A 17,193-nucleotide genomic window follows, 5' to 3' on the forward strand; every position below is an offset into this window, starting at 1 on the left:
GGCCTTTGTTCGGCATCACCGTCCGCGACCACTTCATGGTCGCGCACAGCTTCCGCGGCGAGGTCTTCGGCCCGGCGCGGCGGCTGCACGGCGCCACCTTCGTCGTGGACGCGACGTTCCGCCGCGCGGAACTCGACGCCGACAACATCGTGGTCGACATCGGGCTCGCCACCCGCGAGCTCGGCGAGGTGCTGCAAGAGCTGAACTACCGCAACCTGGACGACGAACCCGAGTTCGCCGGCGTCAACACGACCACGGAGTACCTCGCGAAGGTCGTCGCCGACCGGCTCGCCGCCCGGATCCACGCCGGGACCATGGGGGAGAGCGCGCGCGGGCTGTCCGCGATCGAGGTGACGCTGCGCGAATCGCATGTCGCCTGGGCGAGTTACGAGCGCGGGCTATGACCGCACTCCACTTCGTCGTCCCCGCCGGCATCGACGACCCGGACGTCCCGAGCGGCGGGAACGTCTACGACCGGCGGCTCTGCCGGGCGCTCGCCGGCGAGGGGCGGCGCGTCCACGAGATCGCCGCGCCGGGCGACTGGCCGCGCCCGGACGCCGGGGCCCGCGCGCGCCTCGGCCGGTCCCTCGCCGACCTGCCCGACGGAGCCGTCGTGCTGCTGGACGGACTCGTCGCGTGCGGCGTCCCGGACGTCGTCGTGCCGCACGCGTCCCGGCTGCGGCTCGCCGTCCTCGTGCACATGCCGCTCGTCGACGAGGGCGACGCCCGCCTCGACGCCCTCGAGCGCGCCACGCTGCACGCCGCCGCCGCGGTCGTCGCGACCGGCCAGTGGGCGATGAAACGCCTGATCAGGCACCATGGCCTCGACCCCGCCCGGGTCCACGCGGTGCCGCCCGGCACCGATCCCGCGCCGCTCGCCCGCGGCACCGACGGCGCGTCCCGGCTGCTGTGCGTGGCGTCGGTGACCCCGCGCAAGGGGCACGACGTCCTCGCCGAGGCCCTCGCCCGCACCGCCGACCTGCCCTGGACCTGCGTCTGCGCCGGATCCCCGACCCGCGACCCCGGCCACGCCGCGCGCGTGCGCGGCCTCCTCGACCGGCACGGCCTCCTCGACCGGCACGGGCTCACCGGCCGCGTCGACCTCGCCGGCCCCCTCACCGGACCCGCCCTCGACGCCGCCTACGACGCCGCCGACCTCGCCGTCCTGCCCACCCGCTCGGAGACCTACGGCATGGTCGTCACCGAGGCCCTCGCCCGCGGCACCCCCGTCCTGACCAGCGACACCGACGGCGTCCCCGAAGCCCTCGGGCGCGCCCCGGACGGCACCGCCCCCGGCCTGCTCGTCCCCCCGGACGACCCCGCCGCGCTCGCCGCGGCCCTGCGCCGCTGGCTGCTGGACCCCGGCCTGCGCGACCGCCTGCGCACCGCCGCCCGGCAGCGGCGCGGCGCACTGGCCGGCTGGGACGACACGTCCCGCCGGATGGCCGCCGTCCTGGACGGACTGCTCGAGGAGACACGATGACCGGTTTCGCCCCGACCTGGCTGGCGCTGCGCGAGGAGGCCGACGCCGCCGCCCGCGCCGGCGAGCTGCTCGCCCCGCTGCGGGCCCGCCTGCCGGCCGGGCGGACCCTCGTCGTCTGGGACCTCGGCTGCGGCACCGGCGCGCTCGGCCGCTGGCTCGCCCCGCGCCTGCCCGGCCCCCAGCACTGGGTCCTGCACGACAACGACCCCGCGCTGCTGGAGGAGGCCCGCGCGAACACCTACCGCACCGCCGACGGCACGCCCGCCACCCTCGAGACCCGCGAGGGCGACCTCGCCGGCCTGCACGCCGCCGACCTCGTCGGCGCGTCCCTCGTCACCGCGTCCGCGCTGCTGGACGTCCTCACCGCCCGGCAGGTCGACGGCATCGCCGCCGCCGCGGGCTGCCCCGCGCTGCTCACCCTCACGGTCGCCGGACGCGTCCGGATCGTCCCGGCCGACCCGCTCGACGCCGAGATCGGCGCCGCGTTCGACGCCCACCAGCGGCGGGACGGGCTGCTCGGCCCGGACGCCCCCGGCGCCGCCGCGGAGGCGTTCCGGCGCCGCGGCGCGACCGTCCAGACCCGTCCCAGCCCGTGGCGGCTCGGCCCGGACCGCGCCGAGCTCACCGCCGAGTGGCTGCGCGGCTGGGTCGGCGCGGCCGTCGAGCAGCGCCCCGACCTCGCCGAACCCGCCGCCGAGTACCTGCGCCGCCGGCTCGCCGAGTGCGACGCCGGGCGGCTCACCGCCGAAGTCCACCACATCGACCTGCTCGCACTCCCCGGGGGACCATCGTGAAGTTCCGGCCCTGGCTGCGCGTCGCCGCGGCCCTGGCGATCCTCGCCGGCCTGCTGTGGTGGCACAGCACGTCCGCGTTCGTGGCCGCGCTGAAGGCGGTCGACGGGCCGTCCGTCGCGGCCGCGCTCGCCGTCGGCCTGCTCACCACCGTCTGCGCCGCCGCGCGCTGGAGCGTGATCGCCCGCCGCCTCGGCCTCCCGCTGCCGCTCGCCGGCGCGGTCGCCTCCTACTACCGGGCGGTGTTCCTCAACGCCGTGCTGCCCGCCGGCGTCCTCGGCGACGTGCACCGCGCCGTCAGCCACGGCCACCGCTCCGGGGACATGGGACGGGGCGTCCGCGCGGTCGTCTTCGAACGCGCCGCCGGGCAGATCGTGCTCGTGCTCGCGTGCCTGGCCGTGCTGCCCGCCCGCCCGGCCCTGCTGGCGTCGCTCACGCCCGCGCTGATCCCGGCCGCGCTGGTGCTGAGCGTCCTGCTCGCGCTCGCCCGCTGGCGGCACCGGGCCGTCGCCGCCGCGTTCGCGGAGGCCCGCGGCGTCCTCCCGGCCTGGCCCGCGATCGGAGCGCTGTCGGCCCTGGCCCTCGCCGGGCACCTCGCGCTGTTCGTCGTCGCCGCGCGCGCCGCCGGCTCCCACGCGCCCCTCATCGAGCTGCTGCCGCTCCTGCTGCTGGCGCTGCTGGTCATGGGCCTGCCGGTCAACGTCGGCGGCTGGGGGCCGCGCGAGGCCGTGACCGCCCTCGCGTTCGGCGCCGCCGGCCTAGGCTCGGCCGAGGGCCTCACCATCTCCGTCGTCTACGGGGTGCTGACCTTCGTCGCCGCCCTGCCCGGCGCCCTCGCCCTGCTCGTCCAGCACCGCGAGGCAGGGCCCGAACGCCCGGACGAGGCTCGCGAGCGCGTCCCGGCCCTTGCCGGCCGAGGCCAGTGACGGCCGTCCGATGATCCCCGACCCGGTGTAGCGCGCCATCCCGGCGGTCAGCAGGTGCCGCCGGTCGTCGGCCAGGTGGTCGGCGCCCTCGTACCCGGGACGCACCAGCTCCGGGTGCGCGTGCAGCAGGATCGACGTCTCCAGCTCCCCGGCGTGCATGTCGGAGATTCCGGATGTCGCCATTCCTGCGGCGGCGCGCGCGTCCTCCCATTCGTCCATTCCGGGGAAAAGCGCCATATCGCCGCCGGACTCCTGGACGACGTTCCCGAGCACGTAGTTGCCGCCGTGCCCGCTGACCAGCACCAGCTTCGGGACGCCCGCCCGCCGCAGCGACTCCGCCACGTCCCGCACCACCGCGTGCAGCGTCGCCGCCGAGACGCTGACCGTCCCCGGCCAGCCGGCGTGCTCGTGCGAGCACGAGATCGTCACCGGCGGCAGCACCCGCACCGGGTACCGCTCCGCGACCTCCGCCGCCACGGTGCACGCGATCACCGTGTCCGTGGCGAGCGGCAGGAACGGCCCGTGCTGCTCGAAGCTGCCGACCGGCAGCAGCGCCACGCGGACGTCCCGTTCCTCCGTGCTCGTGTGCATCGGCACCATGCGCCCCACCATGCCCCCAACCCTGTCACGCCGCCGCCCCGCGACGCCGCTGCGCCGCGCCGGATGACCTGATCGCCGCGAGTCTCATTGCTTTTCTTCTTTGTCGCAGATGATCAGCATGTCCATTATTGGGGCTTCTGGCGGCGGCAGGGAAATTCCGCTTGGTAAGCGTCCGACGCGGACTTCACCATCCATGCCGGACGCTGGCCCCAATGTTTGCGATCAGCGCGACATCATCCGAATTCTCACCGGGAAGCCTGATCAACGAAACGATGTCGGACACCTCCGGCAAACAACAAGATCACTAGTTCGGGGAGAAGTATGATGACAAGCGCGCGTACGGGCATGAGGCTCGCGGTGGCCGGAGCGGCGAGCGGCCTGACCCTGCTGGGCGGCGGCGCCGCCATGGCGGCCACCGCGCCGCACGGCGGGCCCGTCGGCGCCGGCGACATCTGCCGGTACGAGGTCATCGCGCGGAGCGGCCTGAACGTCCACCAGACCCCGCGGGGCAAGCTCATCCCGCCGCCCCTGAAGTTCGGCCTGCACATCGGCGCGGACTGCAAGGCCAGCAACGGCGGCTGGGTCGAGATCCACCAGGGCGTGCCCGTGAGCCAGCGGCACGGCTGGGTCTTCCGGGCGTTCCTCAAGCCGATCAAGCCCGGCGGCGGCGTGTCCGCCGGCGCCGGCGGCACCTCCGTCACGGCGAACCCGATGCTGGCCGGCGCCGGCCTCGGGACGATCGTGCTCGGCGGCGGCCTCGCCATCGCCGTCCGCCGCCGTCAGGCGAAGGGCCTGTCCTGATCCTGGGCGACCGGCGAGGCGTAGCGGCCGGCCAGGGCACCGGAGGGTGCCGGCCGGCCGCCGTGCCGCCGCCGCGGCCCGGCGGCATCTCCCGGAACAGGAGAGAATAACCATCCTCGCGGTGGATGGACGCATTGTCGATAATGGCGACCTTGTCGGCCGATATAGAACTCCGCTTTGTCGTTCGACGATCAGATCTTCGTCGTGCCGACGGATCGCCATCCCCAATGTTTGCGACAACGACGGCATGTCCCTAATGGCCCACGGGCAGCTTGATCACGATGATGTCGGACACCTCCGGCATCAACAAGATCACTAGTTGGGGGAAGAATGAGCTCAAGTGCGCGCACTGGAATGGCGCTCGCGGTGGCCGGTGCGGCGGGCGGCCTGACGCTGCTGGCCGGCGGGGCCGCCGACGCCGCGACGGCCACGACGCACCTGGCCGCCGCGCCGGCGATCTGCCGCTACGAGGTCACCGCGAACTCCGGGCTGAACGTCCGCACCGGCCCCGGCACGAGGTGGGAGACGGTGCCGCCCGCGCTGGCCCACGGCAAGCACCTCGGCGCCGACTGCATCACGAGCCAGTCCGGCTGGCACCAGCTCCGGTCGAACCAGGTGGGCAAGTGGGTCTCCGGCCAGTACCTGCGCCTGCTCAGCCACAGCGGCCGGAGCTGCCGGTACGCGGTCACCGCGAGCGCCCTGAACGTCCGTACGGGCCCGAGCACGGGATACAACACCTCGCCGCCGCAGCTCCACCGCGGCCAGCACATCACGGCGGACTGCCGGGGCAGCGAGGCCGGCTGGAGGGCGCTCCGCCAGAGCGTGCCGGCGAACCAGATCGGCAAGTGGTCCTCCGGCGCGTTCCTGAAGCCGATCCGCTCCGCGCGCGGCGGTGTCATGGCCGGTGCCGGCGGTGCCGCCGCCGCGCCGACCAGCCCGATGCTGGCCGGGGCCGGCCTCGGCGTGGTCGCGCTCGGCGGCGGGGTCGCGATCGCGGCGATCCGGCGCCGGGCGAAGGGGCTCGCCTGAGCCGATGAGCAGAGCAAGGCGTCGCGGCCGGCCGATGCACCTGTGGTATTGGCTGGCCGCCGCCCTCATCGCGACAGGGACCGCCATGAGCGTCGTCGGGTTCCGGCTGACGGGACCCGACGCGCCGCCGCAGCCGCCTTCGGCGAACCTGGTGGCGAAGGCCCCCGAGAACACGGCGCCGAACCCGGAACTGGCGCTCGCGCCGTCGGTGCCCGAGCGGGTCAGGATCCCGTCCATCAAGGTGGACGCCCCGGTCATCCGCATCGGCACCCGGCCGGACGGGGAGCTCCAGGTCCCGCCGCTCAGCCGGGTCGACGAGGTCGGCTGGTTCCAGGACGGCCCGACGCCGGGCGAGAACGGCCGCAGCGTCCTGGTCGGCCACGTCGACTCCAAGACCAAGCCGGGCGTCTTCTACCGGCTCGGCGCGCTCCGTCCGGGGCGGCGGATCGAGGTCGTCCGCAAGGACGGGTCGGCGCCGGCGTTCCGGGTCGACCGCATCCAGCGGGTCGACAAGGACAGGTTCCCGACCGGCAGCGTCTACGGGTCTGAAGGCGGGCCGGAACTACGCCTCATCACCTGCGGCGGCAGGTTCGACCGCAAGAGCGGACACTACGTCGACAACATCATCGTCTACGCGTCCCTGATCCCCGGCACCCGGAACACCGCCCAGGGATCCCAAGCCCAAGGCTGACCCAGCAACGGCCCCGGTACCCCGCGACGACACAACGCGGTACCGGGGCCGCCGCATGCGGTCCCGGAGACACGGGCGGGACTCACCAGGCGATGAGACCCAGGTCGGTCCGGTGCATGTCGGGGAGGCGGCGGAACCGGCCGTCGTCGTCCATCCGGAAGACGGCCCGGTCGCGGCGGGAGCTGACGAGCAGGTGCCCGCCCGTCGCGTCGAGGGTCGTCCGGAAGTCCACCGGTGCGGCGGGCGCGATCTGCCGCGCCGTCATGCGGGCGATCGTGCGGACGGGCGCCTTGCCGGAACCGCCCCCGGCGGGCGGGGTCAGCTCCACGATCGCGGCGGACCTGAACGTCCCGTCATCGGCGGTGTCCTCCTCGACGGCCCTGAAGGCACGCCCGTCCGGGGACGGCCTGAAGGAGGTCAGATAGGCGGTGCCCCCCAGTGCGGTGCGGGCGTGGAGCAGGTCGGTACCGGTCGTAGCGGTGTCGAGTGCGCGCAGCTCGAAGCCCCTGTCGTCGCCCTGGGGGCTCTCCGGGGCGTCGGTGGCGAAGAAGAGTGTGCGGCCGTCCGCCGCCCATACCGGGGACTGCACCGGCGAGTCGGCGCGCGCCGGCGGCAGGCGCCATCCCCGCCGGGCGCCGGACGAGGCGTCGACGACCGCCACGTCGTCGCCGCGGCACCCGGTGAGGTTGTTGAAGACGAGCGCGACGCGGGTGCCGTTCGCCGTGGCGGCCATCTCGTCCACCCGGGTGCCGAACTCGCCGGGCAGGGTCGTCCTGCTCGCGACGCTCCCGTCGCGGCGTATGGTCACCTTGTCGATGCGGGTGCTGCAGGGGCCGGTCTCGTCGGCGAGGAAGGCGGTGCGCCGGCCGGCCGCGACGGCGAGCGCGGCGTAGTGCCCGGCGCGGGGCTTGATGTCGGCGACCATGCGCCCGGTCCAGGAGTCGAAGACTCCGGCGCCGCCCTCGCGGTGGGTCGCCAGGAAGTACGCGGGGCCGTCGTGCGCGCCGAGCGGTTCCGGGCCGCGCAGGGTGCCGCGGACGGTGACGGTCACGACCACGACCGCGATCACGGTGAGGACGGCGGCGACGGGCACCGTCCACCGTCCCGCCGGCCGGCGGCGGGCGGGCAGGTTCAGGGGCGGCAGCGACTCGCGCGTCACCTCGCGGGTCTCGGCGGCGGCGGCGTCCTTCAGCAGCCGTTCGATGTTCACGGGGTCTCTCCCAGCATGCGCTCAAGGGCGGTGCGCCCGCGGGACGTGTTGGACCGGACGGTGCCCCGGCTCACCCGCATGATCTGCGCGGTCTCCTCCTCGGACAGGTCGAGCACGAACCGGAGCACCAGCGTCTCCCGCTGCTTGTGCGGCAGCCGGCGCGGCGCGTCGAGGATCTCCTTGCCCTGCTCCAGGCCCAGGACCCGGCTCTCCGCCGACGCGGCGGGCGGGTCCTGGGCGCCGAGCAGGCGGCGGCCCCGGCGGCGCAGCACCGTCCGGCAGTTGTTGAGCACCGACGACCTCAGGTAGGTCAGGGCCTTGCCGGTGTCCTTCAGCCGGCCCCACCGCCGGTACAGGCCGAGAAAGGAGTCCTGCACGACGTCCTCGGCCGTCGGCCGGTCGCCCACCATCACCAGGGCCAGCCTGACGAGGTCAAGGGCGTGCGCTTCGTACAACCGCGTCACCGCTCTCTCGGGGGAGTGCACCACCAGGTCCGGGGGGCCTTCCTGACGGAAGTTGAGGAGGCTCACGGGGAAGAGACGCGTCCGGGGCGCCGATGTTGCACGGGCGGCCGATCTCGGCCTGGGGCGAACTCGGTGCCGCCGAAGTCGCCCGCCTGGGCGGGGGTCCGCCGCAGCGCGACGTCGCGCAGCCCGCGGAACGCGTCCGGGTACGCCTCGGCGATCGAGCGCCGGTCCTTGGTGAGGAACAGGATCGCGTCGCCGGGCCGGGCCTCCCGCTTGACGATCGCCGCGGCGCCGCGGAGGTTGTCCCACCAGTTCTCCGGACGGCGCTGCGCGACCTGCAGCGGTGCCAGCAGGACGGCCAACGCGACGAGCGGCGCGATCCATGTCCGGAAGGGCAGCCGGGCGAGTCCCGCGGCGGCGAGCAGCGCCATGGCGGGGAGGCTGCCGATCACGTAGCGGCCGGTGTAGAAGGGATGGAACTGGGAGACCAGGAGCAGCACCGTCGCAGGCAGCAACAGCCACGGCACGGCCAGGGCACGCAGGCCGATCGGGCCGCGCCGCCGCGGCGGCGGACCACCGGCGCAGCATCGTCCTGGTGCGGCGCGCCGGCAGCAGGGTCGCCAGGTGGGCGGGGAGGATGAGCAGTGCGAACAGATGGACCAGCCCGAGCAGGGCGACGCCCGCGCCGTAGGCGGCGTACCGGCGCCTGGACCCTCGTTCCGCCAGGTCGACGAACAGGACGGTCAGCCACACGGTGAGCGCCGCGACAAGGGAGTAGGACCGGGCCTCGTGCGCGTAGTGGCTCGCGAACGGCGCCCCGGCGTAGAGGAGGCCCGGCGAGGCACCCGACGGGCCCGGACATGATCCTGCGGCCGAGGACGGTGACGCCCGCCGCCGTGGCCGCGAACGCCGCGACCGAGGGGAGCCGCAGCGCGAACTCGCCGGCTCCGAAGACCTGCACGACACCGTGCATGAACAGGTAGTAGGCGCCGTGGACGGCGTCGATGTGCCGGGCGCACCACAGGATGTCGGGGGTCGAGCGGCGGGCGATCTCGGACGTGATCGCCTCGTCCCGCCACAGCGGTAGCCGTCCGGCGCCCCACAGGCCCATCGCCAGCGCCAGGAGAGCGGGCACCGAGGGAAGGAGCCAGGCCCTGCGCCGCCCTCGCCCCGCCTCCCCGCGCCGGCCTGCGTCTTCGGGGGAGGCCCGGGGCGCTCGGCCGTGGCCGGGCGTTCGCGGGGCAGAAGATCCGGTTTCGAGGTCACGCCAAGAGACGCAGGGAGCCCCGCCCTGTTGCATCTCCCCGCGGCCTATTTTCGATCGGGCGCCGGCGCGGTCGCTCCTATTTGCAGGTGAAGCCCTCGATGGTGGCGTTGCTCAGGGTGCAGTCCGGGGGCAGGGCCGTTCCGGAGCTGTCGTGGAAGGCCAGGTGCCATTTGCCGACCCTGTCGGTCAGCAGCGCGTAGCCGTGCACGTCATGCGATATCGAGTTGTCGACGGTCTGGCCGTCGACGGTCTTGCCCATCACCTTGGTGTCGTCCGGGGCGGTGTCGAGCGTGGTGCCGGACGATCCGACGGTCAGCTGCGGGGGACGAGTGCTCTTGACGAAGTCGAGCATCTGGTACAGGTGCAGGTGGCCGGAGAGCACCAGGGGGACGTTGGGCGCCAGTGCCTTCTGCGCCGACCGGGCGAGGCCGCTCGCCAGCGTCGGGTTCGTCCACGTCACGGCGGTGGACGAGGCCTGCTTGACCGTCCACAGGGGTTTGTGGGTGATGAGGAAGTAGTCGTGCGTCGGATGGTTGGCGGCCAGGCGGTTCACCTCGTCGAACCATTTCGCGTAGAGGCTCGCTTGGGCGTTGTTGGGCTGGGTTCCGTCGTCGGCCGCGGACGAGTCGAAAAGCACGAAGTGCAGCGTGCCCGCGTTGATCTGCTCCGGCTCGACCTGGGGCTGCGGCAGCGTGTAGCACTCGTTGTCCTTCCGCGGGACGGTGGCGAGGTAGCGGAACCATTCGGCGCCCCGTCCGACCTTTCCCGGCGTGCAGACCTCGTGGTTACCGCGCGCGAAGATGAACGGCGCCTCGCCGAGCAGGGGTTCGGCGGGGCGCAGGAAGTCCTTGACGAGGCAGCCCCAGTCGGCCGCCTGCCCCTGGGCGTTGCAGCCGGCGGAGGCGTCGTTCGCGGCCTGCGGCTGCTCGCGGTACACGTAGTCGCCGACGTGGACGACGAGGTCCGGGCGGGACTGGGCGGCGGCGTGCGTCGCGAGGGTGTGCAGCGGCCAGGCCTTCAGGCAGTCCTGGTTGGCGGGGGACCCGGCCACGGGGGAGGCGACCTCGCAGCCGGCGTCGCCGATCACGGCGATCCGCCGCGGGCGTCCGGTGACGGGCCAGCGCGGCAGGGGGAGCTGCAGGTTGCCGGGGTGGACGGTCGCCGCGTTGGTGGTGCTCGGCTCGATCAGCGCGTTGCTCGCCCCGTCGGGGACCTGCAGCGTGCAGAGCGTGGTCGGGAACTGCTGGAGTCCGCCCGCGGTGATGTAGGGGTCGCTCACCTTCCGCATCGGCGTGGTACGGGTCTGGCCGGCCTGTCTGTACTGCGCGGTGGGGCACTGGCCTGAGGGCTGCTCGGTGGTGGCGAACCGGATCTCGGTGGTGTGCGAGGCGCCGTTGACCAGCTGAGTCCACGCCCACGCCTCACCGTTCTTCGCACCCGCCGGAGGAGGAGGCGGCGACGACTCCGCCTGGACGGGCTGCGCCGGCGCGTGCAGCGGCCCGGCGATCGCCGCGGCCAGGGCGCCCGCGGCCCCCAAGGCCACGAGTGCAAGGCGTGACATCACTCCGATCTCCCCCGGTTCGGGAATCGGCGGTCCATGGCAGGGGACCGCCGATGATCATCCGACAAAGCCGCTGGGTGACCTGCCCTGCCGGACCCGGCGCATGCCGGGCTGGGTCTTCGGGGTTGTTCAAGTGATGATCAGCGGGATCTCATGGCCGCCGCGGAGCAGGAGTGATCAAGGTTCCCGGGGCGTTGTAGCGTGGCCCTGGGGCGGGGAGAAGGCGGGAGAGGCATGGCGGTCGTTCACGACACCACGATGACGCCCGGGAAGCTGGAGCTTCTCGCGGCCTGGCTCCCGGCGCGGCCGTGGTTCGCGGGGCGCGGGGGCGAGTTGCGCAAGGCCGGCGGGTTCCGGCTCGACGACCCGGACGGCGAGGTCGGCATCGAGTTCATGGCGGTCGGGGACGGCCGGCACGTCCACCTGGTGCCGATGACCTACCGCGGGGCGCCGCTCGACGGCGCGGACCACGCGCTCATCGGCACGTCCGAGCACGGGGTGCTGGGCCGGCGGTGGCTGTACGACGGGGTCCATGACCCGGTCTTCCAGGCGCAGCTGTTCGCGCTGCTCGAAGGCCGCGCGGTGGCGCAGGCGCAGAACGCGTCCGACATGCCGGACGAGGCGGTCGAGGGCCGCTACGGCGGTGACCCGTTCCCGGCAGGGCCGGCGGCCGTCGCGGACGGGCCGGACGGCACCGATCTCAAGCTCCCGGGGCGCCCCGCGGTGCGGGTGCTCCGGGTCCTCCGGCCGGACGCCGATGTGGCGGACGCGGCCGGGTACGTGGCGGGGGAGTGGACGTCGGCGGACGGCGGGACGGTCCGCGGCCCGCTCGTGGTGGTGCGCTGAGGGGCGTCAGGGCGTCCAGATCATCGTGCGCTGGTGGAGGCGCCCCCCGCGGTACCTGAGGCCGGGGACGAGGCGGGCCGGGCCGTGCTCGGTGAAGCCCATGCGCCGGAAGAACGACAGCGCGCGGGTGTTCTCGCAGAGGGTCTGCAGGTGGCAGCCGGGGGAGCCGGTGGACCTGAGCCGGTCGAACCAGGCGGTCATGAGGTTCTCGGCGGCTCCGGTCCCGCGCGCCTCGGGGACGAGGTTGATGTGCAGATGCGCGGGCCAGCGGGGGTCCTCGAAGGCCGCCGCCCGGGGGCGCCCGCGGGCCGCGGCCCACAGCAGGTCCCCCGTGCTGCGCGCGAAGAAGGCCGCGAGGCGGGGGCGCAGCATGAGGCGGTGCGTCCGGATGGCCGCCAGCGTGCGGGCCTCCTCGCTCGGGAGGCGGGAGGAGTCCCGGCACCCGGTCAGGCAGCCGACGAGCCGTCCGCCGGACTCGGCGACGAAGAGCGACTCCGGCTCCAGGTCCATGTAGGGGGTGAGGTAGATGGCCGCCTCGGACTCCTCATGGCCCCACATGGACGCTGACGGGGAGTCCTCGCGGGCGCGGCCGAAGAGGGCGAGCAGTTCCGCGCGGTCACTCTCGGTGAACGGCCTGATCTCCGCCGGTGCGGGGCGACCGGCGGTGCCATCGGGGGGCCAAGCCGTTCCGGTCTGCAGGTAAAGCGGGTTCATGGTAACCCCAACGTCCGGGACGGACCGGATGACTCCTAGCGATCAACGATGCGGATCGGGGCGCCCGGCCGGTGGCCCGGGGCGGATAGCGTTGGGGGCCTATGAGCGCCACTCTCGTCGTCAAGGATCTCGCGGCCGGGCATGGGGACCGGGCGCTGTTCGACGGTCTCGACCTCGTCGTCGCCCCCGGCGACGTCGTCGGGCTGGTCGGCGGCAACGGGGCCGGGAAGTCGACGCTGCTGCGGCTGCTGGCCGGGCTCGGGACGCCGGAGGGCGGCGCCGTCCAGCTGAGCCCCGCGTCGGCGGTCGTCGGGTACCTGCCGCAGGAGCCGGAGCGGCGGCCGGACGAGACCGTCGCGGAGTTCCTCGCGCGCCGGACGGGCGTGGCGCGGGCGCAGGCCGACCTGGACGCGGCGACCGAGGGCCTGGTGGAGGGCCGCGCGGGCGCCGACGACGCCTACGCGGCGGCCCTGGAGCGCTGGCTCGCCCTCGGCGGCGCCGACCTGGAGGACCGGGCCGGGGAGGTCGCGGCCGAACTGGGCCTCGGGGTCGGGCTCGACCAGCCGATGACCGCGCTGTCGGGCGGCCAGGCCGCCCGCGCGGGGCTGGCGTCGCTGCTGCTCAGCCGGTACGACGTGTTCCTGCTGGACGAGCCGACCAACGACCTCGACCTGGACGGCCTGGAGCGGCTGGAGCGGTTCGTCACCGGGCTGCGGGCCGGGACCGTGGTCGTCAGCCATGACCGCGAGTTCCTCGCCCGGACGGTCACCGGGGTCCTGGAACTGGACCTCGCCCAGCACCGGATCAACCTGTACGGCGGCGGATACGACGCCTACCTGGCCGAACGCGAGGTCGCCCGGCGGCACGCGCGGGCCGAGTACGAGGAGTACGCCGGGAAGCTGTCGGCACTGCAGGAGCGGGGCCGGATGCAGCGGTCCTGGATGGACAAGGGCGTCCGCAACGCGCGCCGCAAGGCCACCGACAACGACAAGGTCGGCCGCAAGTTCCGCTCCGAGGCCAGCGAGAAGCAGGCGGCGAAGGCGCGGCAGACCGAGCGGGCCATCGAGCGCCTCGACGCCGTCGAGGAGCCCCGCAAGGAGTGGGAACTGCGGATGGAGATCGCCGCCGCGCCCCGGTCCGGCGCGGTGGTGGCGACGCTGCGCGGCGCGGTCGTGCGGCGCGGCCCGTTCACGCTCGGGCCGGTGGACCTGGAGATCGGCTGGGCCGACCGGGTCGCGATCACGGGCGCGAACGGCGCGGGCAAGACCACGCTGCTGGGCGCGCTGCTCGGCCGGATCGTCCCGGACGAGGGCGACGCCGCGCTCGGCCCCGGCGTGGTCGTCGGCGAGGTCGACCAGGCCCGCGGCCTGTTCCTCGGCGGCGAGCCGCTGCTGGACGCGTTCGCCGCCGCGTCCGGCCTGGATCCCGAGCCCGCCCGGACCCTGCTGGCGAAGTTCGGGCTGCGCGCCGGCCACGTGCTGCGCCCAGCGGCCACCCTGTCGCCCGGCGAGCGGACCCGCGCCGCCCTCGCCCTGCTCCAGGGCAAGGGCGTCAACCTGCTGGTCCTGGACGAGCCGACCAACCACCTGGACCTCCCGGCGATCGAGCAGCTCGAATCGGCGCTGGACTCCTACACCGGCACGCTGCTGCTGGTCACGCACGACCGCCGCATGCTCCAGGCCGTCCGCACCACCCGCCGCCTCACCGTAACCAACGGCCAGGTAACCGAAGACCTGGCCCCTGCCGCCTCGTGACCCGGCGCCTCGTCCGCGACGGTCAATCGCGGTACAGGACACCGCTCGCGCTCTTGGTCTTCTTGCCCGAGTCGTAGTAGACGAGGTCTGCCTTGCCGCCCTTGCGCCGGGTGAGATGCATGTCGCCGACATCGCAGTCGGATGCATCGTCGGAAAAGTCGGTGCGAACCGTGAGGGTCCTGTCCGAGAAGGTGAGCGGCACGGCCGTGCCCGCGCATTTCCCGTGGAGGTAGCGGATCTCTCCGTCCTTCTTGCCTTCCTCGAGAGTCAGCTCCACGTCCCACTCGGAGTGTTCGGCGCCACGGTCGGTGGCCTTCCCCTTCCATGTCCCGGCCAGCGCGGTGGGCACCGCGACCTCGGCCGACGGTCTGTCGTCCAGGACGGCGCTCAGCAGCGTCGCGCTCGCGACCAGGAACCAGAACCCGGCCCAGAGGACGGCGCAGCCGATGCCGAGCCTCGACACCACCTTGCGGCGGCGCTGCGGCGCGGCCTGGTGGGTCGGCGAGGGCGGGACATACGGGAAAGGCGACCGGGGTGGTGGCGGGTGGCGGTGCGGCGGCGGGTACGTGGGGGGCGGCGGCGCGCCCGGCGCGGCGGAATCCCAGGGATCGGCCTCCCGGCCCGGAGCGGGAGGCGCGCCCGGCGCGCCCGGAGAGGCGGCGTCCCAGGGATCGTCGACGACCTCCTCGACCGTCGGCGCCGGCCCGTCCTCGCCGGCATCCTCCGCCGCCTCGCGGACGCTGCGGCGGTGGGCGTCGTAGGCGGCACGGTCCCGGGTGAGGACGGTGTACGCGGCATTGAGCCGCTGGAAGCGTTCCGTTGCTGCGGCCTTCGCCTCGGGGCCGCCCGCGACGGTGTCCGGATGGCGGTCGCGGGCCAGCCTCCGCCACGCCTTCTTGATCTCCTCCGCCGACGCGTCCGGGCGGACGTCCAGGAGGTCGTATGCGTCCTCGTCCGCCGGCTCGCCGAACGCCGCGGGCACGGTCAGCGGCCGATCCTGCGCGCCACCGACGCCCGGTAGCAGGTCAGCGACCAGTGGGCGGTGGCCGGGCTGTGGCCCGCCGGGACGACCATGGTCCCGGTGGCGACCGTCACGTCGTTCGCTCCGGCGAGGAAGTAGACGAACGCGGTGAACCGATGCTCGAACCCCTCGTAGTACCAGAGGTTCCGCAGCACCTTCTGCCCCTGGAGGAACGGCGTCTGGAGGAGTTCCTGAGCGCGCGGCGGCAGATTCCCGAGCACCCCGCCGGCCGCCTGCGACAGCCCGATCTCGGGCGGCGGCGGCGCGGCGGCGCCCGCCGCCGGACCCGGCTGCGGTGCCGGACGGTGGTCCACCGCGACGTGCCGCAGCGAACCGGGCGCGAACTGGAACGAGGAGATCGCGTAGACGGGGCGGTGGTCGGTGTTGATCCGCGGCTCGGCGATGGACAGCCCGGCGTGGCCGAACGTCACGGCGTACGGCCTGCCGTCGGCCGCGGGGTCGCGTCCGGTGAACCAGTCGATCGCCGTGCCCGACAGCTCGGCGAGCCGCTGCCGGGTGCGCGGCCCGATCGACTCCCAGCACTCCGCCCGCAGCGCGTCCCCGAGGGCCATCTCGCCGGGGCGGTGCAGGCCGGCCGCGCGCGGCCGGCCGAGCGCGCCGTCGCGCCGCACCTCGGGTGTGCCGGGGGCGGACGGCACCATCGGAAAGGACGAGCTCATGGACTGACCCTCTTGACCACCGGCTGACATTTCCTTGATCAGATTAATGGGTGCCCGGTCGGGACGGGGAAGGGTGGACGATCGTTACGGAGCCGTGTCGCTTGCCGCACCGCCCATGAACGCCACGGGCGGGCGGTTCTGCCGCATCGGCCGCACAACCGGGTCAGGACGTGTCGATGGCGGTGGGGGAGAGGATGTTGGACAGGACCATGGCGGCGCAGCCGGTGAGGCCGGCGGTCTCGCCGAGGCGGCTCGGCTCGATCCGCAGGCTGCGGGTCGCGAGGACCGTGGAGCGCTGGTAGACGACCTCGCGCAGGCCCGCGATGAGCGGCTCGTCGGCGCCGACGAGGTCGCCGCCGAGGACGACGACGGCGGGGTTGAGCAGGTTCACGGCGGTCGCGACGACCTCGCCGATGCGGCGGCCCGCCTCGCGCAGCAGCGCGACGGTGGCGGGGTCGCCGGCGCGGGCCATGGCGGCGAGCGCGGGCAGGTCGGCGGCGGACGAGCGGGCCAGCAGGGCGGTGCCGCCGGCGACGGCCTCGACGCAGCCGGTGTTGCCGCAGCGGCACGGCGCGTCCCCGGCGGACGGGACGGGGACGTGCCCGATCTCGCCGGCCGCGCCGAGCGCGCCGCGCTGGATGGCGCCGCCCGCGATGACGCCCGCGCCGATGCCGGTGGACACCTTGACGAACAGCAGGTCGCGGACGCCGGGGTGGGCCTGGTGCTCGCCGAGCGCGGCGGTGTTGACCTCGTTGTCGAGGTGGGCGGGGACGCCGAACCGCGCCAGCACGGGCGGGCCGACCTCTACGCGGTCCCAGCGCCCGGCGACGTGCTCGACGGCGTCGGGGACGCCGAGGCCGACGCCCCGGATCGCCGCGGGGTCGAGGCCGGACCCGGCGAGCAGGTCGGTCCACTGGTCGAGGAGGCGGGGCAGGGTCTCGCCGGCGGTGGGGCCGGCGGGCGGCGCGTCGGCCTGGGCGAGGACGCGGCCGGCGAGGTCGCAGACGGCGAGCTGGCCGCGGGACTGGCCGAGGTTGGCGACCAGCACGGCGCCGCCGGCGGCGTTGAACTCCAGCCGGGCCGGGGGGCGGCCGCCGGTGGACGGGCCGTCGGCGCGCTCGACGACGAGGCCGCGGCCGATCAGGTCGGCGACGCGGGTGGCGACTGCGGGCCGGGAGAGGCCGGTGACGCGGCCGAGCTCGGCGCGGGTGGCGACGCGGTCCTCGCGGATGAGGCGCAGCACGTCGCCGGTCGTGCACGGGCGGGTCACGGGGCGCGGCATCCGGTCAGTCAAGCACGCGTCTGTTCGGTGCGTCCAGTTGGCCGAACCGACGGACTTTTGTCAGTTGAAG

The 17,193-nt window shown here is 74.4% G+C and carries 17 protein-coding genes and 1 pseudogene; 9 read left to right on the plus strand and 9 right to left on the minus strand.

Going from position 1 to position 17,193, the window contains the following annotated elements:
- The first annotated feature begins 5 nt into the window (after nucleotides 1-5).
- From J4709_RS32150 to J4709_RS32165, 4 genes and pseudogenes are all read left to right on the plus strand, one after another.
- Nucleotides 6-404 (plus strand): 6-pyruvoyl trahydropterin synthase family protein, encoded by a 399-nt coding sequence (locus tag J4709_RS32150; protein ID WP_208246323.1) that lies wholly within the window; start codon nucleotides 6-8, stop codon nucleotides 402-404.
- Complete coding sequence (locus J4709_RS32155; RefSeq protein ID WP_208246325.1) at nucleotides 401-1,483, plus strand: glycosyltransferase family 4 protein; 1,083 nt, start codon at nucleotides 401-403, stop codon at nucleotides 1,481-1,483. The genes J4709_RS32150 and J4709_RS32155 overlap by 4 nt, the downstream gene beginning before the upstream one ends.
- Nucleotides 1,480-2,277: a methyltransferase domain-containing protein gene (locus J4709_RS32160; RefSeq protein ID WP_208246327.1), complete on the plus strand. Its 798-nt coding sequence runs from the start codon at nucleotides 1,480-1,482 to the stop codon at nucleotides 2,275-2,277. The genes J4709_RS32155 and J4709_RS32160 overlap by 4 nt, the downstream gene beginning before the upstream one ends.
- An 80-nt stretch (nucleotides 2,278-2,357) precedes the next feature.
- Nucleotides 2,358-3,041: pseudogene (locus J4709_RS32165) on the plus strand (lysylphosphatidylglycerol synthase transmembrane domain-containing protein); the annotation flags it as partial.
- Here J4709_RS32165 and J4709_RS32170 read toward each other — a convergent pair.
- The gene (locus tag J4709_RS32170) at nucleotides 3,033-3,800 is read right to left on the minus strand and encodes a creatininase family protein (protein WP_232384363.1); all 768 of its coding nucleotides are present in this window, start codon (nucleotides 3,798-3,800) and stop codon (nucleotides 3,033-3,035) included. The pseudogene J4709_RS32165 and the gene J4709_RS32170 sit on opposite strands and share 9 nt — an antisense overlap.
- Before the next feature lie 345 nt (nucleotides 3,801-4,145).
- Between J4709_RS32170 and J4709_RS32175 the strand changes: the two genes are divergently transcribed.
- The 3 genes from J4709_RS32175 (at nucleotide 4,146) to J4709_RS32185 (ending at nucleotide 6,321) form a co-directional block, all read left to right on the plus strand.
- A complete protein-coding gene (locus tag J4709_RS32175; protein ID WP_208246331.1) occupies nucleotides 4,146-4,601 on the plus strand; it encodes a hypothetical protein in 456 nt (151 codons plus the stop codon).
- A gap of 330 nt (nucleotides 4,602-4,931) precedes the next feature.
- Nucleotides 4,932-5,630 (plus strand): SH3 domain-containing protein, encoded by a 699-nt coding sequence (locus J4709_RS32180; RefSeq protein ID WP_208246333.1) that lies wholly within the window; start codon nucleotides 4,932-4,934, stop codon nucleotides 5,628-5,630.
- A gap of 4 nt (nucleotides 5,631-5,634) precedes the next feature.
- On the plus strand, nucleotides 5,635-6,321 hold the full coding sequence (locus J4709_RS32185; RefSeq protein WP_208246334.1) for a class F sortase: 687 nt from the start codon (nucleotides 5,635-5,637) through the stop codon (nucleotides 6,319-6,321).
- Nucleotides 6,322-6,403: 82 nt separating this feature from the next.
- On the opposite strand, the gene J4709_RS32190 is transcribed toward J4709_RS32185, so the two are convergent.
- From J4709_RS32190 to J4709_RS32200, 4 genes are all read right to left on the minus strand, one after another.
- Nucleotides 6,404-7,531: a hypothetical protein gene (locus J4709_RS32190; RefSeq protein WP_208246335.1), complete on the minus strand. Its 1,128-nt coding sequence runs from the start codon at nucleotides 7,529-7,531 to the stop codon at nucleotides 6,404-6,406.
- Nucleotides 7,528-7,986 (minus strand): sigma-70 family RNA polymerase sigma factor, encoded by a 459-nt coding sequence (locus J4709_RS53785; protein WP_232384364.1) that lies wholly within the window; start codon nucleotides 7,984-7,986, stop codon nucleotides 7,528-7,530. Before J4709_RS53785 ends, J4709_RS32190 begins: the two co-directional genes overlap by 4 nt.
- Before the next feature lie 71 nt (nucleotides 7,987-8,057).
- The gene (locus tag J4709_RS53790; protein WP_232384365.1) at nucleotides 8,058-8,525 is read right to left on the minus strand and encodes a hypothetical protein; all 468 of its coding nucleotides are present in this window, start codon (nucleotides 8,523-8,525) and stop codon (nucleotides 8,058-8,060) included.
- Between the two features lie 816 nt (nucleotides 8,526-9,341).
- Nucleotides 9,342-10,826, minus strand: a complete 1,485-nt coding sequence (locus J4709_RS32200) for a metallophosphoesterase family protein (RefSeq protein ID WP_208246337.1) — start codon at nucleotides 10,824-10,826, stop codon at nucleotides 9,342-9,344.
- A 234-nt stretch (nucleotides 10,827-11,060) separates the two neighbouring features.
- On the opposite strand from J4709_RS32200, the gene J4709_RS32205 reads away from it, so the two are divergent.
- Nucleotides 11,061-11,672, plus strand: coding sequence for a maltokinase N-terminal cap-like domain-containing protein (locus J4709_RS32205; RefSeq protein ID WP_208246338.1), 612 nt, complete (start codon nucleotides 11,061-11,063; stop codon nucleotides 11,670-11,672).
- 6 nt (nucleotides 11,673-11,678) lie between these two features.
- Here J4709_RS32205 and J4709_RS32210 read toward each other — a convergent pair whose 3' ends face one another.
- The gene (locus J4709_RS32210) at nucleotides 11,679-12,386 is read right to left on the minus strand and encodes a GNAT family N-acetyltransferase (protein WP_208246339.1); all 708 of its coding nucleotides are present in this window, start codon (nucleotides 12,384-12,386) and stop codon (nucleotides 11,679-11,681) included.
- Nucleotides 12,387-12,487: 101 nt separating this feature from the next.
- On the opposite strand from J4709_RS32210, the gene J4709_RS32215 reads away from it, so the two are divergent.
- On the plus strand, nucleotides 12,488-14,140 hold the full coding sequence (locus tag J4709_RS32215; protein ID WP_208246341.1) for an ABC-F family ATP-binding cassette domain-containing protein: 1,653 nt from the start codon (nucleotides 12,488-12,490) through the stop codon (nucleotides 14,138-14,140).
- Between the two features lie 22 nt (nucleotides 14,141-14,162).
- Here J4709_RS32215 and J4709_RS53795 read toward each other — a convergent pair whose 3' ends face one another.
- The 3 genes from J4709_RS53795 to J4709_RS32230 all read right to left on the minus strand — a co-directional run bounded on the left by J4709_RS53795 (nucleotide 14,163) and on the right by J4709_RS32230 (nucleotide 17,123).
- Nucleotides 14,163-15,122: a J domain-containing protein gene (locus J4709_RS53795; RefSeq protein WP_307801723.1), complete on the minus strand. Its 960-nt coding sequence runs from the start codon at nucleotides 15,120-15,122 to the stop codon at nucleotides 14,163-14,165.
- A 2-nt stretch (nucleotides 15,123-15,124) separates the two neighbouring features.
- A complete protein-coding gene (locus J4709_RS32225) occupies nucleotides 15,125-15,841 on the minus strand; it encodes a hypothetical protein (RefSeq protein WP_208246344.1) in 717 nt (238 codons plus the stop codon).
- A 163-nt stretch (nucleotides 15,842-16,004) separates the two neighbouring features.
- Entirely contained in the window at nucleotides 16,005-17,123 is a 1,119-nt protein-coding gene (locus tag J4709_RS32230; protein ID WP_208246346.1) for an ROK family transcriptional regulator, read from the minus strand.
- Nucleotides 17,124-17,193 lie beyond the last annotated feature (70 nt).

Source organism: Actinomadura violacea (assembly GCF_017573465.1).
In the GTDB taxonomy this organism is placed as follows: Bacteria; Actinomycetota; Actinomycetes; order Streptosporangiales; family Streptosporangiaceae; genus Spirillospora; species Spirillospora violacea.